Here is an 18,972-nt window from a genome sequence, read left to right as displayed (position 1 = left end):
GCCGGCTCACGCCACCGGCGGCTCGGGGTCCGAGGCGAGGCGGGCGTGCAGGTGCACGTCGCGGAAGACGTCCTGCCGCCCCGCCTCGAACATCGCGCCCCGCAGCGTGCCCTCGTACCGGTAGCCGCCGCGGTCGGCGACCCGGCAGGACGCCTCGTGCCCGAGTGCGTGGCCGAGTTCGAGCCGGTGGAGGCCGAGTTCACCGAAGGCCAGCCGGGACGCGAGGTTCAGCGCACGGGTCGCGACACGGCGCCCACGGGCCTCGGGCAGCACCCAGTAGCCGACGTGGGCGCTGCGGAACGCGGGCATGATCGCGTTGAGACCCACGTGCCCGAGGACCTCCCCCGTGCTCTCGTCGGCGACGCAGCACGCCACGGATTCACCACTCGCCAGCGCCTCCTGGCGCGAGCGCAGGTACTCATGGGCCCCGGCGAGGTCGTCGACCGGGGTGAGCGGGGTGTTCCAGCGCCGGAACTCGGGATCGCCGAGCCCGCGCAGTACGGCGGCGGCGTCCCCCTCGTCCCCGGGCCGCCAGGCCCGCAGAAGCAGTCCGTGGCCACGTATCTCAGGAGTGTCGGTCATGAGCTGTCAGCCGTTCTCGGGGGCGGTGAAAGTGTGGACGGCGAAGTCCCGCACGGGACGGTAGCCGATGCGCAGGTAGAGGCCGTTGCTGGTCCGGTTGGCGAGGTCGGTGAAGAGGAGCACCTCGCTCGCGCCCGCGGCCCGGGCGGCGCGGCTGACCTCGGCGGTGACCGCTCCCGCGTAGCCGTGGCCGCGCAGCTCCTTGGGGGTGTAGACGGGCGCGACCCGGACCGCTCCGGCGGCCTCGCGGGTCACGCCGGCCATGGAGGCGGGCGCGCCGTCCGGGGTCTCCCAGAGGGTGACGCCGCCGTACGAGATCCGCTCGTCGGCCCATTCCTCCGCGCCCGAGGCGCCGCCCGGAGTGCCGGCGTCCGCGGCGAACGCGTTGCGCCACCGGACCAGCAGCTCCCGGTCCGCCTCGGTGGCGACGCGGTGCCGCCCGGCGGGTGCGGGATGCGGCGGGGTGAGGTCCCCGAGCCGGTAGAGGCGCTGCTCGACGGCGCGGTGGGCCCGCGCTCCCGTACGGGACTGCCAGGCGTCGGCGAAGGCGGCCGAGGCCGCGTCGACCCCGAACACGCCGGGCACCGGCCGCCCTTGGAGCGCGACCGCGAGAGCGTCCGCCTGCTCCCCGTCCAGGGGGCTGATGCTGATCCGGAACGGCGGCGTCCACAGGAACGTCCCGCTCACGCGGCCGTCCGGCCCGTACAGCACCCCGAAGAGCTGCCCCCGCGCCCCGTACACCGCCGGCCCCCGTTCCCGCAGGCTCGCGGTGACGCTGAGGGCGACCGTGTGCAGGGCGGGCTCGGCGCGCAGGTAGTCGCCCGCGCGGGCGAGGAAGTCGTCGACGTCAGCGGTGAGGTGCCAGCCGGGCAGGGGAGCGGGGCTCTCTGTCATGACCGCATGGTGCCGCGCGTCCCCTCACGTCCGCGAGCGAAATACGGGGACGGCGAAGCCCTCCACCTGGCGGAAGGTGACCTCCAGGGGCATTCCTGCGCGCAGCTCGTCGCCCTCCGCGTCCACGATTTCCGTCATCATCCGCGGGCCCTCCGCGAGGTCGACGACGGCTGCGATGTACGGGGTGCGGGTGCCGAAGGGCGGCAGGTCGTTCCGGTGGACGACGGACCAGGTGTAGAGGACGGCCGTCCCGGACGCCCGCTCCCACACGACGTCCTCGCTCCAGCAGTGCGGGCAGAACTCGCGCGGATAGTGATGGGCCCGCTCGCACGCGCGGCAGCGGCGGAGCAGCAGGGTCCCGTCGGCGGCCGCGTCCCAGTAGGGGCGGGTGAACGCGTCGGGCTCGGGCAGGTCGAACCGTACGGTCGCGGGAAGAGTCACAGGAAGAGTCCGATCGCCGCGTCGAGAGACCATGCCTGCCAGGACATGGCGAAGAGCGCCACGAGCGAGATGAGGGCCATCATCGCGTTCTGTCCCTGCTCGGCCCAGTCGTGGATCATCAGGACCAGGTACAGGAGATTCAGGAGCAGCCCGCCGATGAGGGCCACGGGTGTCAGCAGGCCCACCACGAGCCCGAGGCCCAGGGCCAGTTCGGCGTAGACGACGATGTACGCCATCACTTTCGGCCGGGGGGTGACGACCGCGCCGAAGCCGCTGCGCACGGCGTTCCACCGGTGCTTCGCGGCGACGTCGGCGGCCCAGGCGATGCCGGTGCCCCGCTCGAACCAGCCCTTCTTGTCCTTGTGCCGCCAGCTCTCCAGCCACCACAGTCCGAGGCCTATGCGCAGCACGGCCAGCCATTCGACGCCGTCGAGCCAGATCGAGTCCACGACCGGGGCCCTCCTCTCCGTTTCTGACGGAACGTCAGTTCAGCGCACGCGGGGGCGCTACCGCAAGGGGCGTACGCCGTGATGAATTCGCAACCGATTCCGGTCTTGACCGAGACCCATCAAATCGAACCGTGATTACGCTCGCACTCATGGTCACCACCCCCGCGCCCGCCGCACGCAACCAGGACCGCCCCGTGTACGTCATCGGGGGCGGCCCGGGCGGCCTCGCCGCAGCCGCGGCGCTGCGCGAGCGGGGCGTACGCGCCGTGATCCTGGAGAAGTCGGAGCACGTCGGGGCGTCCTGGCGCCGCCACTACGACCGCCTCCACCTGCACACCACCCGCAAGCTCTCCGGGCTCCCGGGCCTCGCGATCCCGCGCCGCTTCGGCCGCTGGGTGTCCCGCGACGACGTCGTGCGCTACCTGGAGAAGTACGCCGAGCACCACCAGCTGGAGATCGTCACGGGTGTGGCGGTCTCGCGCGTGGAGCGCACAGAGGACGGCTGGCTCGTACGCGCCTCGGGCGGCCGTGAACTGGCCGCGAGCGCCGTCGTGGTGGCCACGGGCTACAACCACACCCCGCGCCTGCCCGACTGGCCGGGCCGCTCCTCGTACACGGGCGAGCTCCTCCACGCGGGCGACTACCGCAACGCGAAGCCGTACGCGGGCCGTGACGTGCTGGTCGTCGGCGTCGGCAACACCGGCGCCGAGATCGCCGTGGACCTCGCCGAGGGCGGCGCGTCCCGCGTCCGGCTCGCGGTCCGCACGGCGCCCCACATGGTGCGCCGGTCCACCGCGGGCTGGCCCACACAGCGGACCGGCATCCTGTGCCGCAGGCTGCCCGTGGCGCTCGTGGACCGCCTGGCCCGCCCGATGGCGAAGCTCAGCGTGCCCGACCTGGCGGAACAGGGCCTGCCCAGACCCACGACCGGCCTCTACTCGCGGGTGCGCGAGGGCGCGATCCCCGTGCAGGACGTCGGCCTGATCGACGCCGTACGCACGGGCCGGGTCGAACCGGTCGCGGCCGTCGAGTCGTTCGAGGACGGCAAGGTGGTCCTGGCGGACGGCGCGCACATCACCCCCGACGCGGTGATCGCGGCGACGGGGTACCGGCGCGCACTGGAAGACCTGGTGGGCCACCTCGGCGTCCTCGACGACCGGGGCCGCCCGACCAGGCACGGCCGGCGGACCGATCCCGCCGCGCCCGGCCTCTACTTCACGGGTTACACGAACCCGATCAGCGGCATGTTCCGCGAACTGGCCCTGGACGCACGGAAGATCGCGAGGGCGATCGCGGGCTGATCCCGGCCGGCGCCGCCGGCCGGCCACCGACCCGCACACAGCCATCCGCTCGCGACGCCACCCATTGCACAGTGGCCACATCCCGCCGTTCCAACCCGCACGCCCGCGGGAACACCCGTAACAGCCTTTGCGTGCAGCCCTGTTCCTGACACAGCGTCAGTTCAGTAATCTGACACTACGTCAGTTACGTGAGCACCAGTCGAGGAGCGGGCGGACCCGATGCTTGGATCGACATACGGCACCCTGACCACCGACCCCCGCCGGGCCCGCACGATCGCCTGCGGAGAGCAGCCGGCACCCGCCGTGCACAGCAGGGCGGACGACCTGGACGTGAGCGGCAGGCCACTGCACCGTGAGGTGCCCGACCTGGACCGCTTCTTCCGGCCCGAATCGATAGCGGTCATCGGCGCGTCCGACGCCGAGGGCCGCCCGAACACGGGCATCACGCGGCAGCTGATCGCGTGGGCGGAGCGCGTGGGCGCCCGCCTCCACCCCGTGCACCCCACCCGCGAGACCGTCTTCGGCATCCCGTGCTCGCCGGGCGTCTCCGCGCTGCCCGAACCCGTCGACCTCGCCGTTCTCCTCATCTCGGACCCGCTGCCGGTCATCGAGGAACTGGCGCAGGCCAAGGTGAAGTTCGCGGTGGCCTTCGCGTCGGGCTTCGCCGAGACGGGCGAGGAGGGGGCGGCCGCGCAGTCGTCCCTGTCCGCGGCGGTCAGCCGCTCGGGTATGCGCCTGCTGGGCCCGAACACCAACCTGAACGCGTTCTCCGAGTTCCGCGAGGACCTCGAAGGGCCGGCCATCGCCCTGATCACGCAGTCCGGCCATCAGGGCCGCCCCCTCTACACGATGCAGGAGCTGGGCGTACGGCTCTCGCACTGGGCGCCCACGGGCAACGAGGCGGACCTGGAGACGGCGGACTTCATCTCGTACTTCGCCGAGCGCCCGGAGGTCGGGGCGATCGCGTGTTACGTGGAGGGCCTCAAGGACGGGCGCGGCTTCCTGCTCGCGGCGGACCGCGCGGCGCGCAACGGCGTACCCGTCGTGGCCGTCAAGGTCGGCCGCACCGAGACGGGTGCCCGCATGGCGGCCTCGCACACGGGCAAGCTGACCGGCGCGGACACGGTGGTGGACGCGGCGATGCGCCAGTTCGGCGTGATCAGGGTCGACGGACTCGACGAACTCCAGGACACGGCGGCCCTGTTGGCGCGGGCGCGGCCCCCGCGCGCCGACGGCGTGGCGGTCTACTCGATATCCGGCGGCACCGGCGCCCACTTCGCCGACCTGGCCACGCGCGCGGGCCTGACCCTGCCGGCGCTGTCCGAGGCGAAGCAGCAGGAGCTGCACCAGTGGATCCCGGAGTACCTCAACGTCGCGAACCCGATCGACAACGGCGGCCACCCCGTGGGTGACTGGCGCGGCCCCAAAATCATCGAGTCGATCCTCCAGGACCCGTCCATAGGCGTCCTGATCTGCCCGATCACCGGCCCGTTCCCCCCGATGAGCGACAAGCTGGCCCGGGACCTGGCAGAGGCCGCGGAGCGCACGGACAAGCTGATCTGCGTCGTCTGGGGCTCGCCGCTGGGCACCGAGGACGCCTACCGCGAGACGCTTCTCGGCTCCTCGCGCCTCGCGACGTTCCGCACGTTCGGGAACTGCATCACGGCCGTGCGCGCCTATCTGGACCACCACCGGTTCACGGCCGCCTACCGCTCGCCGTTCACCGAGGCGCCCCGCACACCCTCCCCCTCCTTCCGCAAGGCCCAGGCCCTGATGCGCCCGGGCCGCCAGCTCAGCGAGCACGCCGCGAAGCAGCTCCTGCGGGCGTACGGCATCCGCGTACCGCGCGAGCAGCTCGTCACCAGCGCCGCGGCGGCCGTACGGGCGGCCGGGCAGGTCGGCTACCCCGTCGTCATGAAGGCGTCCGGGGCGCGGCTGGCCCACAAGTCGGACCTCGGCCTGGTCAAGGTCGGCCTGACCTCGGCCAGCCAGGTCAGGGACGCCTACCGGGAACTCACCGACATCGCCCGTTACGAGGGCCTCGACCTGGACGGCGTCCTGGTCTGCCAGATGGTCGAGCGGGGCGTCGAGATGGTCGTCGGGGTCACGCAGGACGACCTGTTCGGCCCGACGGTGACGGTGGGCCTGGGCGGCGTACTCGTGGAGGTGCTGCGGGACACGGCGGTGAGGGTGCCGCCGTTCGCGGAGGACCAGGCGCGGGCGATGCTCGACGAACTGCGGGGCAGGCCTCTTCTGGACGGGATGCGGGGGGCGCCGCCCGTGGACATGGACGCGCTGGTGGAGGTCGTCCTGCGGGTCCAGCGGATGGCCCTCGAACTGGGCGACGACCTGGCGGAGTTGGACATCAACCCGCTGATGGTGCTCCCCAGGGGCCAGGGCGCGGTGGCGCTCGACGCGCTGGCCGTCTGCCACTGAGCCCAGCCGGTACCGCGCACACGCCTGCCGCCCGCGCCCGCCTCCGTACAGGGAAGAAGAGGTCATGTCCGCCACCATCGAGTGCACCACCGCCGACGCCGTCACCTGGATCACACTCAACCGTCCCGAGGCCATGAACGCGCTGACCTGGGACCAGCGTGAGGAGATCATCGGCATCCTGAACAGCGCCTCCGCGGACCCGGACGTGCGCGCCGTCGTCATCACGGCGACCGGCAGGGGGTTCTGCGCCGGGGCGGACCTGCGGGGTGCGCCGGCCTCGGGGCCGCGCGTGCCCGGTGACGTGGCCCGCACGATCCGGCTGGGCGCGCAGCGCCTGATCGCGGCGGTCATGGACTGCGAGAAGCCGGTCGTCGCGGCGGTCAACGGGACGGCGGCCGGGATCGGGGCGCATCTGGCGTTCGCGTGCGATCTGGTGCTCGCGGCGGAGTCGGCCCGGTTCATCGAGGTCTTCGCGCGCCGGGGCCTGGTCCCCGACGGGGGCGGCGCCTATCTGCTGCCGCGCCTCATCGGGCCGCAGCGGGCCAAGGAGCTGATGTTCTTCGGCGACGCGCTCTCCTCGGCGGACGCGGAACGCCTGGGCCTGGTCAACCGCACGGTCCCGGACGGGGAGCTGCGCAAGACGGCCCAGGAGTGGGCGGCGCGCCTGGCGAGCGGTCCGACGCGGGCCATCGCCATGACCAAGCAGCTGGTCAACGCCTCCCTGGAGTCGGACCGCGCGACGGCGTTCGCGGCGGAGGCGACGGCACAGGAGATCAACATGACGACGGCGGACGCACAGGAGGGCGTCGCCTCCTTCAAGGAGCGCCGCGACCCGACGTACAAGGGCCGGTAGCCGACTTCGCAGCCGGCCGCCGTCATCGAATTCGGGCCCACCACTTCCTATCTGACGCATCGTCAGCTTCAATCGTAGGTGTGATGGGACACGCAGGAATGGCAGCGACGGTGGTCAGGTACCTCCGGTCGGTCGGTGCGCCCACGTCGGCCGAGCCGGTGGACGCACTGCCGCGTCCGGAGCTACGGGCGGTGGGCGAGGACGAGCGGGCGCCACTGGACCCCGGCGAGTTCCGCCGCGTCCTCGGCCACTTCGCCACCGGCGTCACGGTCGTCACGGCGCCGCCCCCGCACCCCGGCGCTCCCCCAGCCGGCTTCGCCTGCCAGTCCTTCTCCTCGCTCTCCCTGGACCCGCCACTGGTGGCGTTCATGGTGGCCCGTACGTCCACGACCTGGCCGCGCATCGCGAGCGCCGGCGTCTTCTGCGTGAACGTCCTGGGCGCGGACCAGGGCGCGCTGTGCCGGTCCTTCGCGGTGAGCGGCGCGGACAAGTTCGCGGGCGTCGAGCACGACGCGGCGCCGGTGACGGGCTCGCCGCGGCTCGCGGGCGCACCCGCGTGGGTCGACTGCACGATCCACGCGGTCCACACGGGCGGGGACCACCTCATCGTGGTGGGCCGGGTGGAGGCGCTCGGGACGACGGAGGGCGAGGCGTCCCCGCTGCTGTTCCACAAGGGCGTGTTCGGCCGCTTCGAGCACTGATCAGGCGAGGTCGGCCACCAGCAGGCCATCGGCATCGGCGTTCCGGCGCCGGATGACCAGCGCCATCAGGGCCGCCGCCGCGCACAGCGCGCCGGACGCGTACCAGACGACGTCGTACGAGCCGAACGTGTCACGGGCGACGCCGCCGAGGAAGGCGACGAGCGCGGCGCCCACCTGGTGCGAGGCGAGCACCCAGCCGAACACGATCGCGCTGTCCTCGCCGTAGTACTCACGGCACAGGGCCAGGGTGGGCGGCACGGTGGCGACCCAGTCGAGCCCGTAGAAGACGATGAAGAAGATCATCGGCGGGTGGACGGACGGGGCGAGGAGCATCGGCAGGAACAGCAGGGAGACCCCGCGCAGCGCGTAGTACACCGCGAGCAGCCGCCGCGGGTCGAAGCGGTCGGTGAACCAGCCCGACGCCACGGTCCCGACGACGTCGAAGACCCCCACCACGGCGAGCAGCGAGGCCGCCGCGGTGATCGGCATCCCGTGGTCGTGCGCGGCCGGTACGAAGTGCGTCTGGACGAGCCCGTTCGTGGAGGCGCCGCAGATCGCGAACGTCCCGGCGAGCAGCCAGAAGGGACCCGTACGGGCGGCCTTGAAGAGCACGCTCAAGGTGCGGCGGGCGGCCCCGGTGACGGGCGGCGGCTTCTCGACGAACTCCGAGGAGCCGTACGGGGTGGTCCCCACGTCGGCCGGGTGGTCGCGCAGCAGCAGCCACACGAACGGCACGACGGCGAGGGCCGCGAGCGCCACCGTCACGGCCGCGGGCCGCCACTTGTGCACCTCGACGATCCACGAGAGCAGCGGCAGGAAGATGAGCTGCCCCGACGCGGAAGCGGCCGTGAGGATCCCGGTGACGAGCCCGCGCCGGGCGGTGAACCACCGGTTCGTGACGGTCGCGGCGAAGGCGAGGGCCATCGAGCCGGAGCCGAGTCCGACGAGCAGGCCCCAGCACAGCAGGAGCTGCCAGGCCGAGTCCATCCACACGGTCAGGCCGGAGCCGGCCGCTATGACGACCAGGGCGACGGCGACCACGCGCCGGATGCCGAACCGGTCCATGAGGGCGGCGGCGAAGGGCGCGGTCAGCCCGTAGAGCGCGAGGTTGATGGAGACGGCGAGCCCGATGGTGCCGCGCGACCAGTGGAACTCCTCGTTCAGCGGGTCGATCAAGAGCCCCGGCAGGGACCGGAAGGCGGCGGCTCCGATGATCGTCACGAAGGTGACGGCGGCCACGAACCAGGCGCGGTGGATACGGGGACGGGGGCGGGGCGGACGGGATGCGCCCGCGCCGGGCGAGCCCTTGGCCGCGGCGTCGATGTCGGTTGTGTGCGTCACAGCAGACAGCATCGGATCACGGACCCGCTCCGGGCGAGTGGCCCGAAAGACAGCCTTCGCTAGGATCGGGCCATACACTCGGAGCCATGCCCGAGACTCCCGCGCCCCGAACGCAGCGCCCCCACCGTGTGGTCGTCCTGGCCCTCGACGGCGTGCTCCCCTTCGAACTCGGCATCACCCAGCGCATCTTCAGCCGCGCCAAGGACTCCGCGGGCCGGCCGCTCTACGAGGTCGTGACGTGCTCGGTCAGGGAACCCGGCCCCGTGGAGACGGACGCCGACTTCGCCGTCCTGATCAGAAACGGCCCGGAGGCGCTCGCCACCGCGGACACCGTGGTCGTGCCCGCGTCGTACGAGCTCGGCCCCGTCGTCGACGAGGGCGTACTCACCGACGAGCTGGCGGCGGCCTTCGCGCAGGTCAGGACCGGTACACGGATGGTGTCGATCTGCACCGGCAGCTACGTCCTCGCGGCGGCCGGCTATCTGGACGGGCGCCCGGCGACCACTCACTGGACGTCGGCGGAACACTTCCAGCGGCTCTTCCCCGAGATCAAGGTCGACGCGGACGTCCTGTACATCGACGACGGGGACGTCCTGACGTCGGCCGGCGTCGCCGCGGGCATCGACCTCTGCCTGCACCTGGTCCGCCGGGACCACGGCACGGCGGTGGCCAACGAGGTGGCCCGCCACACCGTCGTCCCGCCCCACCGCGACGGCGGGCAGGCCCAGTACATCCACCGCCCCGTCCCCGAACCCCAGCTCGCGACGACGACGAAGGCGCGCGCCTGGGCGCTCGCCCACCTTCACGAACCGCTCCAGCTGCGCGACCTGGCCGCCCAGGAGGCGATGTCGGTACGCACCTTCACGCGCCGCTTCCGCGAAGAGGCCGGCGTCAGCCCGGGCCAGTGGCTCACCCAGCAGCGGGTGGAGCGGGCCCGGCACCTCCTGGAGTCGAGCGACCTGTCGATGGACCAGGTGGCGCGCGAGTCGGGCTTCGGCACGGCGCAGTCGATGCGGCAGCACCTCCAGGCGGCACTGGGCGTGACGCCGACGGCGTACCGCCGCACGTTCCACGCCACGACCGTGCAGGGCGCGATGCAGAACACGTAGGCCCGGCTCAGAACACCAGCACCCCCCGCGCCACCCTCCCCTGCTGCGCGTCCTGTGCCGCCTTCGCGAAGTCCTCGACCGGGTACGTCTCCGTGACCAGCTCGTCGAGCAGCAGCCGGCCCTGGCGGTACAGGTCGGCGTAGAGCCTGATGTCGCGCTGGGGCCGCGAAGAGCCGTAGCGGCAGCCCAGGATGGACTTGTCGAGGAAGAGCGAGGCGACGACGAAGGACGCCTCCGCGTCGGCGCCCGGCATGCCGAGGAGTACGGCCTGGCCGTGCCGGTCGAGGAGGTCGACGGCCTGGCGGACCAGCTCGACGCGGCCGACGCACTCGAAGACGTGGTCGGCGCCGTGCGGCAGGACGTCCCTGACCCCGGCGGCCGAGGTCAGGAAGTCCGTCGCGCCGAACTGCCGCGCCACCGCCTCCTTGTCGGGGTTCGCGTCGACGGCGACGATCCTGGACGCGCCCGCGATCCGGGCGCCCTGGAGCACATTGAGGCCGATCCCGCCGGTCCCGATGACGACGACGGTGTCGCCCTGGCCGACGCGCGCCCGGTTGAGGACGGCGCCGACGCCGGTCAGCACCCCGCACCCCATGAGCGCGGCCGACGTCAGCGGGATATCGGCGGGGATCGGCACGGCCTGCACGGCCTTCACGACGGTCCGTTCGGCGAACGAGGAGTTCGCGGCGAACTGGTAGAGCGGTGTGCCGCCCCGCGAGAACGGCTGCGTGGGCCTCCCGATCGCCTTGCGGCACATGGTCGGCCGCCCCCGGTCGCAGTCCGCGCAGGCGCCGCAGTTGGCGAGCGTGGACAGCGCCACATGGTCCCCGGGCGCCACATGCGTGACGCCCGCGCCGACGGCCTCCACGACGCCCGCGCCCTCGTGCCCGAGCACGACCGGCGCCGGGAACGGAATAGTCCCGTCGATCACCGACAGGTCGCTGTGGCACAGCCCGGCGGCGGCGACGTCGACGAGCACCTCGCCCGGTCCCGGATCGCGTATCTCGAGATCGTCGACCACGTCGGCCCGGACCCCGTCGAACACGACACCCCTCATGACGACTCCCTCGTCTCCCTGGGCAGCCCGAGCACGCGCTCGGCGATGATGTTGCGCTGGATCTCGTCCGAGCCGCCGTAGATCGTGTCGGCCCGGCTGAAGAGGAACAGCCGCTGTGCGGCGTCGAGTTCGTACGGACTGTCAGGCGTCCAGTCCCCGGGCCCGGCGGCGGCGAGCGCGCCCCGCGCCTGGAGGGCGAGTTCGCCCAGACGCTGATGCCAGCGGCCCCACAGGAGCTTGGCGACGCTCGGGGCGCCCGGGTCCTGCGCGCCACCGAGCGTGCGCAGCGCGTTGAACCGCATGACCCGCAGCTCGGCCCACTGCCGTACGAGGCGGTCCCTGAACAGCGGGTCGTCGGCCGCGCCCGTACGCACCGCGGTCCGTACGACCTCGGCGAGTTCGGCGGCGAACCCGATCTGCTGGGCGAGCGTCGAGACGCCGCGCTCCAGGGCGAGCAGCCCCATCGCGACCCGCCAGCCGTTCCCCTCGCCGCCGACGACGTGCTCCACGCGCGCGTGCGCCCCGTCGAAGAACACCTCGTTGAACTCAGCCGTGCCGGTCAGCTGCCGGATGGGCCGCACCTCGATCCGGCCCGGCTGGTCCATCGGCACGAGGAGGAACGACAGGCCGTGATGACGCCGCGACCCGGCCTCGGTGCGCGCGAGCACGAAGCACCAGTCGGCCTCGTGCGCGAGCGACGTCCACACCTTCTGCCCGGTGACACGGTACGTGTCCCCGTCACGTACGGCGGTCGTGCGCAGGTTCGCGAGGTCGGAACCGGCACCGGGCTCGCTGTAGCCCTGGCACCACAGCTCCTCGCCGGAGGCGACCGGCGGCAGGAAGCGCCGCTGCTGCTCCTCGTCGCCGTACGCGATCAGGGTCGGGGCGAGCAGGTTCTCGCCGATGTGCCCGTGGCGTGCGGGCGCGCGGGCCCGCGCGTACTCCTCGGCCCAGACGACCTGCTGGGTCGGTGAGGCGACCCGGTTGCCGTACCCGTCGCGCTGCCAGCCGAGCCCGATCCACCCGGACGCGCCCAACTCCCGCTCCCAGGACCGCCGTACGCCGGCGTCCTCGTGCTCGCTCCCGGGCCCGCCGCGCCCCCGGGCGACGGCGTACTCACCGGTGAGGTGCTCCGCGAGCCACGCGCGGGCCTCCCGCCGGAACGCCTCGTCCTCATCCCCGAACCCGAACTCCACCACGCGCCTCCGCCCCCGGCCTCGACGTCACTGATTGGGCCGCGCTTTCGCGGCGGCCGCCTCGGCCATCGCCTCCAACTGCGCGAGCATCGGCATCGGATCGACGCCCACGGTGCCCGGCAGGAAGTCCGCGATCTTGTCCGGCGTCCAGCCGCCCTCCGCGTAGCCCGAGCGCAGCTCCCTCGGCTGGGCCCAGACCGCGATCTTGGGCCCGGCGATCGTGTACACCTGTCCGGTGATCTTCTCGGCACGGGCGCGTTCGCTGAGCAGATAGACGACGAGCGCGGCGACGTCCTCCGGCTCCCCGATCTCCTTGAGCTCCATGGGCACGTTCGCCGACATCCGCGTACGGGCGACGGGCGCGACCGCGTTCGCCGTGACGCCGTACTTGTGCAGCCCGAGCGCGGCGCTGCGCACGAGCGAGATGATCCCGCCCTTGGCGGCGCTGTAGTTGGCCTGCGCCACGGATCCCTGGTGGTTGCCGCTGGTGAAACCGATGAGCGTGCCCGACCCCTGCTTGCGCATGACGGCGGACGCCGCCCGGAACACGGTGAACGTGCCCTTCAGGTGCGTGGCGACCACCGGGTCCCACTCCTGCTCGGACATGTTGAACAGCATCCGCTCGCGCAGGATCCCGGCGACGCACACGACGCCGTCGATCCGCCCGTACCGGGCGAGCGCCACGTCGACGATCCGCTGACCGCCCGCCATGGTCGAGATGTCGTCGGCGACGGCGACGGCCTCGCCCCCGGATGCCTCGATCTCCTTGACGACGGACTCGGCGATCTCGCTCGCCGGTTCGCCGCCCTCGATGGACACCCCGTAGTCGTTGACGACGACCCGTGCGCCCTCGGCGGCGCAGGCGAGCGCGACGGCCCTGCCGATGCCGCGCCCGGCCCCGGTGACAGCCACCACCTTGCCTGCCAAGAAGTTCCCCACGTCCGGCCCCTTCCCGCGGTTTCTGACGGACCGTTAGATTCTATGACCCGTCAGACACTGGAAGACAAGCCCCGGGGAGCACTCATGTCGTTGCCTGCCGAGTTCCACGAGATGGCCAAGCGCGTCAACAACTGGGGACGTTGGGGCGCCGACGACGAGATCGGCACGCTCAATCTGGTCACCGACGAGGTCGTGCGCGAGGCCGCGTCGACCGTCCGCACGGGCCGCCGGGTACCGCTCGCGCTGCCCCTCAAGGAGGACGGGGTGCAGACCGGACTGATCCCGGGCCGCGTCAACCCGCTCCACACCATGGTGCAGATCAACCACGAGCTGTTCGGCCCCGGCACCGTCGCCACCAGCGACGACGCGGTGACCATGGGGCTCCAGGCGGCCACACACTGGGACGCCCTCACCCACATCTCGCACTCGGGCCGGATCTACAACGGCCGCCCCGCCGACACGATCACGGCGCACGGCGGCGCCCGGTTCAGCGGCATCGACAAGGCCCCGTACATCGTCTCGCGCGGCGTCCTGCTCGACGTCGCGGCGGCGAAGGGCGTGGACCGGCTGCCCGGCGACCACGCCGTGACCCCCGAAGACCTGTCCGAGGCCGAGGAGTTCGGCCACGTCACCGTCCGCGCCGGCGACATCGTCCTCGTCCGCACCGGCCAGATCCAGACGTATCTCGCGGGCGACAAGCACGCGTACGGCTATCCGTCCCCCGGCCTGTCCGTGCGCACGCCCGAGTGGTTCCACGCGCGCGACGTGGCCGCCGTCGCGAACGACACCCTCACCTTCGAGATCTTCCCGCCGGAGCACGAGAACCTCTGGCTGCCGGTGCACGCCCTCGACCTGGTCGAAATGGGCATGATCCAGGGCCAGAACTGGAATCTGGAGAACTTGTCCACAGCCTGTGCACAAGATGCGCGCTACGCGTTCCTGCTGTCGGCGATGCCCGAGCCCTTCGTGGGCGGCACGGGCACACCCGTGGCCCCGGTCGCGATCCTTTAGGCATCAAGAGGCTTGCCCCGTAGGCGAGTTCAGGCCCGGACGGCGATGCGCTCGCACCGCCGTCCGGGCCCCGGCGCCCGGGCCCTGCTCCCCCGGCCTCTGGGAGAGCCGCCCGCCGCGGCACGACCCGTACTCACCGTGGGCTCCCGTCACCGGAACCCTTGGCGTCCCCTCGCCACGAATCGCTGACCACAAGCGTGATCAAACGGACACCCGGCGTCAACACCCGTAAGGAGATTTGCCAGTTATGTGACTTTTATGACGGCGCACGCCCGGCGCGAACCGACGCACACCGGGGAACGGCGAGGCACGCCGGCGCACCGGAAGTCGGAACTGACGCACCGGGAGGCGGACTACACGGCCTCGTACGCCATCCCCTGATACGTCCCCGCCCCCGCGCCCTGCGCGCCGCAGCGGTCGATCTCGCACCAGATGGCCTTGCCCGTGCCCTCGGGCCGCCAGCCCCAGCGGTCCGCCAGACCGTCGACGAGTTCCAGGCCGCGGCCGTTGGTCTCGTCCCCGTCGGCGTGCCGCGGCGCGGGGGGCCGGTCGCTGGCGTCGGCCACCTCCACGCGGACCGTGCCGGCGCTGGCCTCCGCCGGGACGCCCGGCAGCAGCATGCGCAGGACGGCCGGACAGCCGGTGTGCACCACGGCGTTGGTGACGAGCTCGGAGACGATCAGGATGAGCGTCTCCGCCAGTGGCTCATCGGCCTCTATCCCCGACCCTGCGAGGCGCGAGCGCGCCCACCTGCGGGCTCGCCCCACCTCCGCGGGATCCGCCCCGACCTCCAGCTGAACTTGAAGCACCTGCACCGCTCACACCATCCGAACCGGCGGACACAACGCCTCGGGACTGTGACAAGTCAAGGAGCTCACGGACCGTGATCCCCTTGGGAGACAGCATGGTTGACGTACAGTCACCCCAACAAGCGCTTCGGGCATATTCCAGCGCGAAGGAGTACGCGTGCGCCATACTGTGCGACGCGTCCTGCGGGGAGTCGAACGGGCGGGCGTGCGGCCCTCCCATGCGCTGCGAACGGCGCGCATCGCCGGATCCGGAGCCGCCTCAGGGGCAACACCGGGATGGCTCGGACTCGGAACCACTCGCATCCCACACAAGGTACCCGAGCGGGACCCCGACTCCGTGCCGTGACGAGTCCCGCGCAGGACACAACCCGATATCGACGTTCCGTGACCCTCCGTACATGGGTTCGCCCCGCCCTGAGCGCGGCCCCGGACGTCACAGCGCCGCCGCCAGCTCCTCCTCCGTCTCGCGCGCCGTACGGCCCGTCCCGGCGCGCACCCAGGCCCGCTTGAGATGCAGATGCACGTCCGCCTCCCAGGTGAAGCCCATGCCGCCGTGCACCTGGACGCAGTCGCGCGCGTTGCGCACGGCCGCCTCGTCGGCGAGCAGCTCGGCGGCGGCGGTCTCGACCGGGTCGGCGGTGACAGCCGCCGCGTACACGGCCGCACGGGCCAGCTCGGCCCGTACGAGCATCTGGGCGCACAGGTGCTTCACGGCCTGGAACGCGCCGATGGGCTGCCCGAACTGCTCGCGCTCCCGGGCGTATTGGACCGCCAGCTCGCAGGTGCGCGTGGCGGAGCCGAGCTGTTCGGCGGCGGTGAGGAGTACGGCCTGTGGGCTGCGGGGCGCGTGCGGGCCCGGCAGCTTGTGCAGAGGCGTGAGCGGGTCGACGGAGGCCAGGGGTACGGCGCCGGTCGCGTCGCCCTGGACGACGTCCGACGCGTCCCGCCACGGGAGGAGCTCCCCGGCGGGCGCCGTCACGACGGCCTCGCCGGTCGCGGCGCCCGGCACGGTGCCCGCGGCGAGATGCGTGGCGACGAGCGGGCCCGGCAGCAGGACCCGGCCCGCCTCCTCGAAGACGAGGACGGCCTCGGGCAGCCCCAGGCCGACGCCGCCGTCCGCCTCCGGGAGGCACAGGGCGAAGAAGCCCGCGTCGCCCAGGGCCCGCCACAGCGCCCGGTCCAGGTGCCCGGGCGTGTCCACGGCGGTGCGCAGGGCGTCACGGTCGAAGCGTCCGGCGAGCAGGTCCCGTACGCCGTCGCGCAGGGCGCGTTGGTCGTCGGTGAGCTGGAAGCGCATGCTCACCGCCCTCCCTTCTGAAGATCCTTCGGCCGTTGGCCGGGCCGGTCCTTCGGCAGGCCGAGGATGCGTTCGGCGACGATGTTGTGCTGGATCTGGGAGGTGCCGGCGGCGATCGTGTACGAGAGGGACGACAGGCGGTCGAGGGTCCACTCCTGGTCCGTGTCGAGAGCACCCGCGACGCCGAGCACCTCGGCCGCGGCGTCGAACAGCTCCTGGCGGGCGTGCGAGTAGCGCAGCTTGAAGACCGAACCGCCGGTGCCGGGGACGCCGCCGGCCTGCTCGGCCTCGCTGACGTTCCACTGGGTGAGCCGCCACAGGGCGCGGAACTCGGCGTTGAGGCGGCCGAGCCTGCGGCGCAGCACGGCGTCGTCCCAGCGGCCGTTCTTACGGGCCTGTGCGGCCAGTTCGCCGAGGACACGGCGGCAGGCGACGACCTCGCCCACGAACGCGGTGCCGCGTTCGAAGGACAGCGTCACCATCGTCACGCGCCAGCCGTCGTTCTCCTCGCCGACCCGGTTGGCAACCGGGACGCGTACGTCATCGAGGAACATCTCGGCGAACTCGGCGGACCCGGCGAGCGTGCGCAGCGGTCGTACGGTGATCCCGGGCGCGTCCATCGGCATGGCGAGCCAGGAGATGCCGCGGTGTTTCGGGGCGGACGGGTCGGTGCGCACGAGCAGTTCGCACCAGTCGGCGACCTCCGCGTGCGAGGTCCAGATCTTGGACCCGCTGACCACGTAGTGGTCGCCGTCCCGCGTCGCGCGCGTGCGCAGCGCCGCGAGGTCGGAGCCGGCGTCGGGCTCGCTGAACCCCTGGCACCACACCTCGTCGCCGCGCAGGACCGGCGGCAGCCAGCGGGCCCGCTGCTGAGGCGTCCCCTCGGCGGCGATCGTCGGCCCGGCGTGCAGCAGCCCGACGAAGTTGGCCCCCACGTACGGCGCGCCCGCCTTCTCCGTCTCCTCCAGGAATATGAGGTGCTGCGTGGGCGTGGCACCGCGGCCGCCCGCGTCGGCGGGCCAGTGCAGGCCCGCGTACCCGGCGTCGTACAGCCTGCGCTGCCAGCCGAGGTCGTAGGCGCGCCTGCCCGGCCAGTCGTTCGGTGACGGCTTCGGGGGCAGCCCCGGCAGGACGGACGCGAGCCACTCCCGCAGCCGCGCCCTGAACTCCTCTTCCTCGTCCGTGTACGTCAGATCCACGGCGCGGCCCGCTACCTGTCGAGGTCCAGGTCGAGCATGCGGATCGCGTTGCCCCGCATGAGCTTGTAGACCGTCTCGGAGTCGAGGCCCTTCACATGGTCGAGGGCGACCTCCTTGGTGTGCGGGAAGGTCGAGTCGACGTGCGGGTAGTCGGTCTCGAAGGTCGCGTTGTCCCGGCCGACGACGTCGAGGGACGCCACCCCGTGCTTGTCGCGGAAGAAGCAGCAGAACATCTGGCGGTAGTAGTACGTCGACGGCGGCTCGGGGATGAGGTCGCGCACCCCGCCCCAGGCCCGGTGCTCCTCCCAGACGTCGTCCGCGCGCTCCAGGGCGTACGGGATCCAGCCCATCTGCCCCTCGGAGTAGGCGAGTTTGAGCGTCGGGAACTTCACCAGGACCCCGGAGAAGAGGAAGTCCATCATCGACGCCATCGCGTTGTTGAAGCTGAGCGAGGCCTGGACGGCGGGCGGGGCGTCCGGGGACGCGGCGGGCATCTGCGAGCTGGAGCCGATGTGCATGTTGACGACCGTCCCGGTCTCCTGGCACACGGCGAAGAACGGGTCCCAGTAGCCGGAGTGGATCGACGGGAGCCCCAGGTGGGTGGGGATCTCGGAGAACGTCACGGCCCTGACGCCGCGCGCGGCGTTGCGCCGGATCTCGGCGACGGCGAGGTCGATGTCCCACAGGGGGATGATGCAGAGCGGGATGAGGCGGCCCCCGCTGTCGCCGCACCACTCCTCGACCATCCAGTCGTTGTAGGCGCGCACGCAGGCGAGCGCCACCTCCTTGTCCTTGGCCTCCGCGAACGTCTGGCCACAGAAGCGCGGGAAGGTGGGGAAGCAGAGGCTGGCCTCGACATGGTTGAGGTCCATGTCCTCCAGGCGGGCCTTCGGGTCCCAGCAGCCGCGCCGCATCTCCGCGCGCGTGATGCCTTCGAGGGTCATGTCGTCGCGGTCGAAGCCGACGGCGGCGATGTTGCGCTTGTACGGGAACTTCAGGTCCTCGTAGATCCACCAGTCCGTCGGGGGCCCGTCCGGGTCCATGGTGATCTGGTACTTGCCCGCCACGTAGGCGAGCTCGCCGATCCCGGCCGTGAGCGGCTGCGGCCCCCGGTCCCGGTACTTCGCCGGCAGCCAGGTCGAGAAGAGGTGCGCGGGCTCGATCACATGGTCGTCGACGCTGATGATCCGGGGCAGTTCCATCGGGTCCATCGTGTCCCCTCACCTGACAGTTTCTGATGGCGTTTCTGATGGGTCGTCAGATAGCAGGCTAGCCCCGCACCCCTGGACCGACAAGGCGCAGCGCTCTACGCTCTGCGCACGATCTGACTAACCGTCAGGTACGGTCTGCCGTTTCG

The 18,972-nt window shown here is 72.2% G+C and carries 18 protein-coding genes; 6 read left to right on the top strand and 12 right to left on the bottom strand.

Annotated elements, in window-relative coordinates; translation table 11 throughout:
• Positions 1-6: 6 nt before the first annotated feature.
• Genes OG574_RS26675 through OG574_RS26660 form a run of 4 tightly spaced genes read right to left on the bottom strand, consistent with a single transcriptional unit; the run spans position 7 to position 2,366 of the window.
• Complete coding sequence (locus OG574_RS26675) at positions 7-582, bottom strand: GNAT family N-acetyltransferase (RefSeq protein WP_326775255.1); 576 nt, start codon at positions 580-582, stop codon at positions 7-9.
• A gap of 6 nt (positions 583-588) precedes the next feature.
• On the bottom strand, positions 589-1,476 hold the full coding sequence (locus OG574_RS26670) for a GNAT family N-acetyltransferase (RefSeq protein WP_326775254.1): 888 nt from the start codon (positions 1,474-1,476) through the stop codon (positions 589-591).
• Between the two features lie 24 nt (positions 1,477-1,500).
• Complete coding sequence (locus OG574_RS26665; protein ID WP_326775253.1) at positions 1,501-1,917, bottom strand: Zn-ribbon domain-containing OB-fold protein; 417 nt, start codon at positions 1,915-1,917, stop codon at positions 1,501-1,503.
• Entirely contained in the window at positions 1,914-2,366 is a 453-nt protein-coding gene (locus OG574_RS26660) for a DoxX family protein (protein WP_116512441.1), read from the bottom strand. The genes OG574_RS26665 and OG574_RS26660 overlap by 4 nt, the downstream gene beginning before the upstream one ends.
• A gap of 149 nt (positions 2,367-2,515) precedes the next feature.
• On the opposite strand from OG574_RS26660, the gene OG574_RS26655 reads away from it, so the two are divergent.
• The 4 genes from OG574_RS26655 to OG574_RS26640 all read left to right on the top strand — a co-directional run bounded on the left by OG574_RS26655 (position 2,516) and on the right by OG574_RS26640 (position 7,657).
• Entirely contained in the window at positions 2,516-3,667 is a 1,152-nt protein-coding gene (locus OG574_RS26655; protein ID WP_326775252.1) for a flavin-containing monooxygenase, read from the top strand.
• Between the two features lie 219 nt (positions 3,668-3,886).
• Positions 3,887-6,103, top strand: coding sequence for an acetate--CoA ligase family protein (locus OG574_RS26650; RefSeq protein ID WP_326775251.1), 2,217 nt, complete (start codon positions 3,887-3,889; stop codon positions 6,101-6,103).
• A gap of 64 nt (positions 6,104-6,167) precedes the next feature.
• A complete protein-coding gene (locus OG574_RS26645) occupies positions 6,168-6,956 on the top strand; it encodes an enoyl-CoA hydratase/isomerase family protein (protein WP_326775250.1) in 789 nt (262 codons plus the stop codon).
• A gap of 83 nt (positions 6,957-7,039) precedes the next feature.
• Entirely contained in the window at positions 7,040-7,657 is a 618-nt protein-coding gene (locus OG574_RS26640) for a flavin reductase family protein (protein WP_326775249.1), read from the top strand.
• Here the strand turns inward: OG574_RS26640 and OG574_RS26635 are convergent, their stop codons facing one another.
• Positions 7,658-8,998, bottom strand: a complete 1,341-nt coding sequence (locus OG574_RS26635) for an MFS transporter (RefSeq protein WP_398376702.1) — start codon at positions 8,996-8,998, stop codon at positions 7,658-7,660. It lies immediately after the preceding gene.
• An 86-nt stretch (positions 8,999-9,084) separates the two neighbouring features.
• Here OG574_RS26635 and OG574_RS26630 point away from each other — a divergent pair, with 86 nt between their 5' ends.
• Positions 9,085-10,107, top strand: a complete 1,023-nt coding sequence (locus OG574_RS26630) for a GlxA family transcriptional regulator (RefSeq protein ID WP_326775247.1) — start codon at positions 9,085-9,087, stop codon at positions 10,105-10,107.
• A gap of 7 nt (positions 10,108-10,114) precedes the next feature.
• Here OG574_RS26630 and OG574_RS26625 read toward each other — a convergent pair whose 3' ends face one another.
• From OG574_RS26625 to OG574_RS26615, 3 genes are read right to left on the bottom strand one after another with little or no spacing between them, the layout of a single operon-like run.
• Positions 10,115-11,164 carry a Zn-dependent alcohol dehydrogenase gene (locus OG574_RS26625; protein WP_326775246.1) on the bottom strand — a complete coding sequence of 350 codons (1,050 nt, stop codon included), beginning with the start codon at positions 11,162-11,164 and terminating at the stop codon, positions 10,115-10,117.
• Positions 11,161-12,360, bottom strand: a complete 1,200-nt coding sequence (locus OG574_RS26620) for an acyl-CoA dehydrogenase family protein (RefSeq protein ID WP_326778628.1) — start codon at positions 12,358-12,360, stop codon at positions 11,161-11,163. Before OG574_RS26620 ends, OG574_RS26625 begins: the two co-directional genes overlap by 4 nt.
• Before the next feature lie 27 nt (positions 12,361-12,387).
• Positions 12,388-13,299, bottom strand: coding sequence for an SDR family NAD(P)-dependent oxidoreductase (locus tag OG574_RS26615; RefSeq protein ID WP_326775245.1), 912 nt, complete (start codon positions 13,297-13,299; stop codon positions 12,388-12,390).
• A gap of 84 nt (positions 13,300-13,383) precedes the next feature.
• Here OG574_RS26615 and OG574_RS26610 point away from each other — a divergent pair, with 84 nt between their 5' ends.
• Positions 13,384-14,310, top strand: a complete 927-nt coding sequence (locus OG574_RS26610; RefSeq protein ID WP_326775244.1) for a cyclase family protein — start codon at positions 13,384-13,386, stop codon at positions 14,308-14,310.
• A gap of 353 nt (positions 14,311-14,663) precedes the next feature.
• Here the strand turns inward: OG574_RS26610 and OG574_RS26605 are convergent, their stop codons facing one another.
• The 4 genes from OG574_RS26605 to OG574_RS26590 all read right to left on the bottom strand — a co-directional run bounded on the left by OG574_RS26605 (position 14,664) and on the right by OG574_RS26590 (position 18,826).
• Positions 14,664-15,125, bottom strand: coding sequence for an ATP-binding protein (locus OG574_RS26605; protein ID WP_326775243.1), 462 nt, complete (start codon positions 15,123-15,125; stop codon positions 14,664-14,666).
• 427 nt (positions 15,126-15,552) lie between these two features.
• A complete protein-coding gene (locus OG574_RS26600) occupies positions 15,553-16,416 on the bottom strand; it encodes an acyl-CoA dehydrogenase family protein (protein ID WP_326778627.1) in 864 nt (287 codons plus the stop codon).
• A gap of 2 nt (positions 16,417-16,418) precedes the next feature.
• On the bottom strand, positions 16,419-17,615 hold the full coding sequence (locus tag OG574_RS26595; RefSeq protein WP_326775242.1) for an acyl-CoA dehydrogenase: 1,197 nt from the start codon (positions 17,613-17,615) through the stop codon (positions 16,419-16,421).
• An 11-nt stretch (positions 17,616-17,626) separates the two neighbouring features.
• Positions 17,627-18,826, bottom strand: a complete 1,200-nt coding sequence (locus OG574_RS26590) for an amidohydrolase family protein (RefSeq protein ID WP_326775241.1) — start codon at positions 18,824-18,826, stop codon at positions 17,627-17,629.
• Positions 18,827-18,972 lie beyond the last annotated feature (146 nt).

The organism is Streptomyces sp. NBC_01445, from assembly GCF_035918235.1.
Lineage (GTDB): Bacteria > Actinomycetota > Actinomycetes > Streptomycetales > Streptomycetaceae > Streptomyces.
Note: the sequence above shows the minus strand (reverse complement) of the source record. Positions and strands in the feature narration are given on the sequence as shown.

Bases quoted from the DNA above. Each gene is read 5' to 3' on its own strand.
- OG574_RS26675 (WP_326775255.1), bottom strand. From the start codon at position 582: ATGACCGACACTCCTGAGATACGTGGCCACGGACTGCTTCTGCGGGCC.
- OG574_RS26670 (WP_326775254.1), bottom strand. From the start codon at position 1,476: ATGACAGAGAGCCCCGCTCCCCTGCCCGGCTGGCACCTCACCGCTGAC.
- OG574_RS26655 (WP_326775252.1), top strand. From the start codon at position 2,516: ATGGTCACCACCCCCGCGCCCGCCGCACGCAACCAGGACCGCCCCGTG.
- OG574_RS26650 (WP_326775251.1), top strand. From the start codon at position 3,887: ATGCTTGGATCGACATACGGCACCCTGACCACCGACCCCCGCCGGGCC.
- OG574_RS26645 (WP_326775250.1), top strand. From the start codon at position 6,168: ATGTCCGCCACCATCGAGTGCACCACCGCCGACGCCGTCACCTGGATC.
- OG574_RS26640 (WP_326775249.1), top strand. From the start codon at position 7,040: ATGGGACACGCAGGAATGGCAGCGACGGTGGTCAGGTACCTCCGGTCG.
- OG574_RS26630 (WP_326775247.1), top strand. From the start codon at position 9,085: ATGCCCGAGACTCCCGCGCCCCGAACGCAGCGCCCCCACCGTGTGGTC.
- OG574_RS26625 (WP_326775246.1), bottom strand. From the start codon at position 11,164: ATGAGGGGTGTCGTGTTCGACGGGGTCCGGGCCGACGTGGTCGACGAT.
- OG574_RS26610 (WP_326775244.1), top strand. From the start codon at position 13,384: ATGTCGTTGCCTGCCGAGTTCCACGAGATGGCCAAGCGCGTCAACAAC.
- OG574_RS26600 (WP_326778627.1), bottom strand. From the start codon at position 16,416: ATGCGCTTCCAGCTCACCGACGACCAACGCGCCCTGCGCGACGGCGTA.
- OG574_RS26590 (WP_326775241.1), bottom strand. From the start codon at position 18,826: ATGGACCCGATGGAACTGCCCCGGATCATCAGCGTCGACGACCATGTG.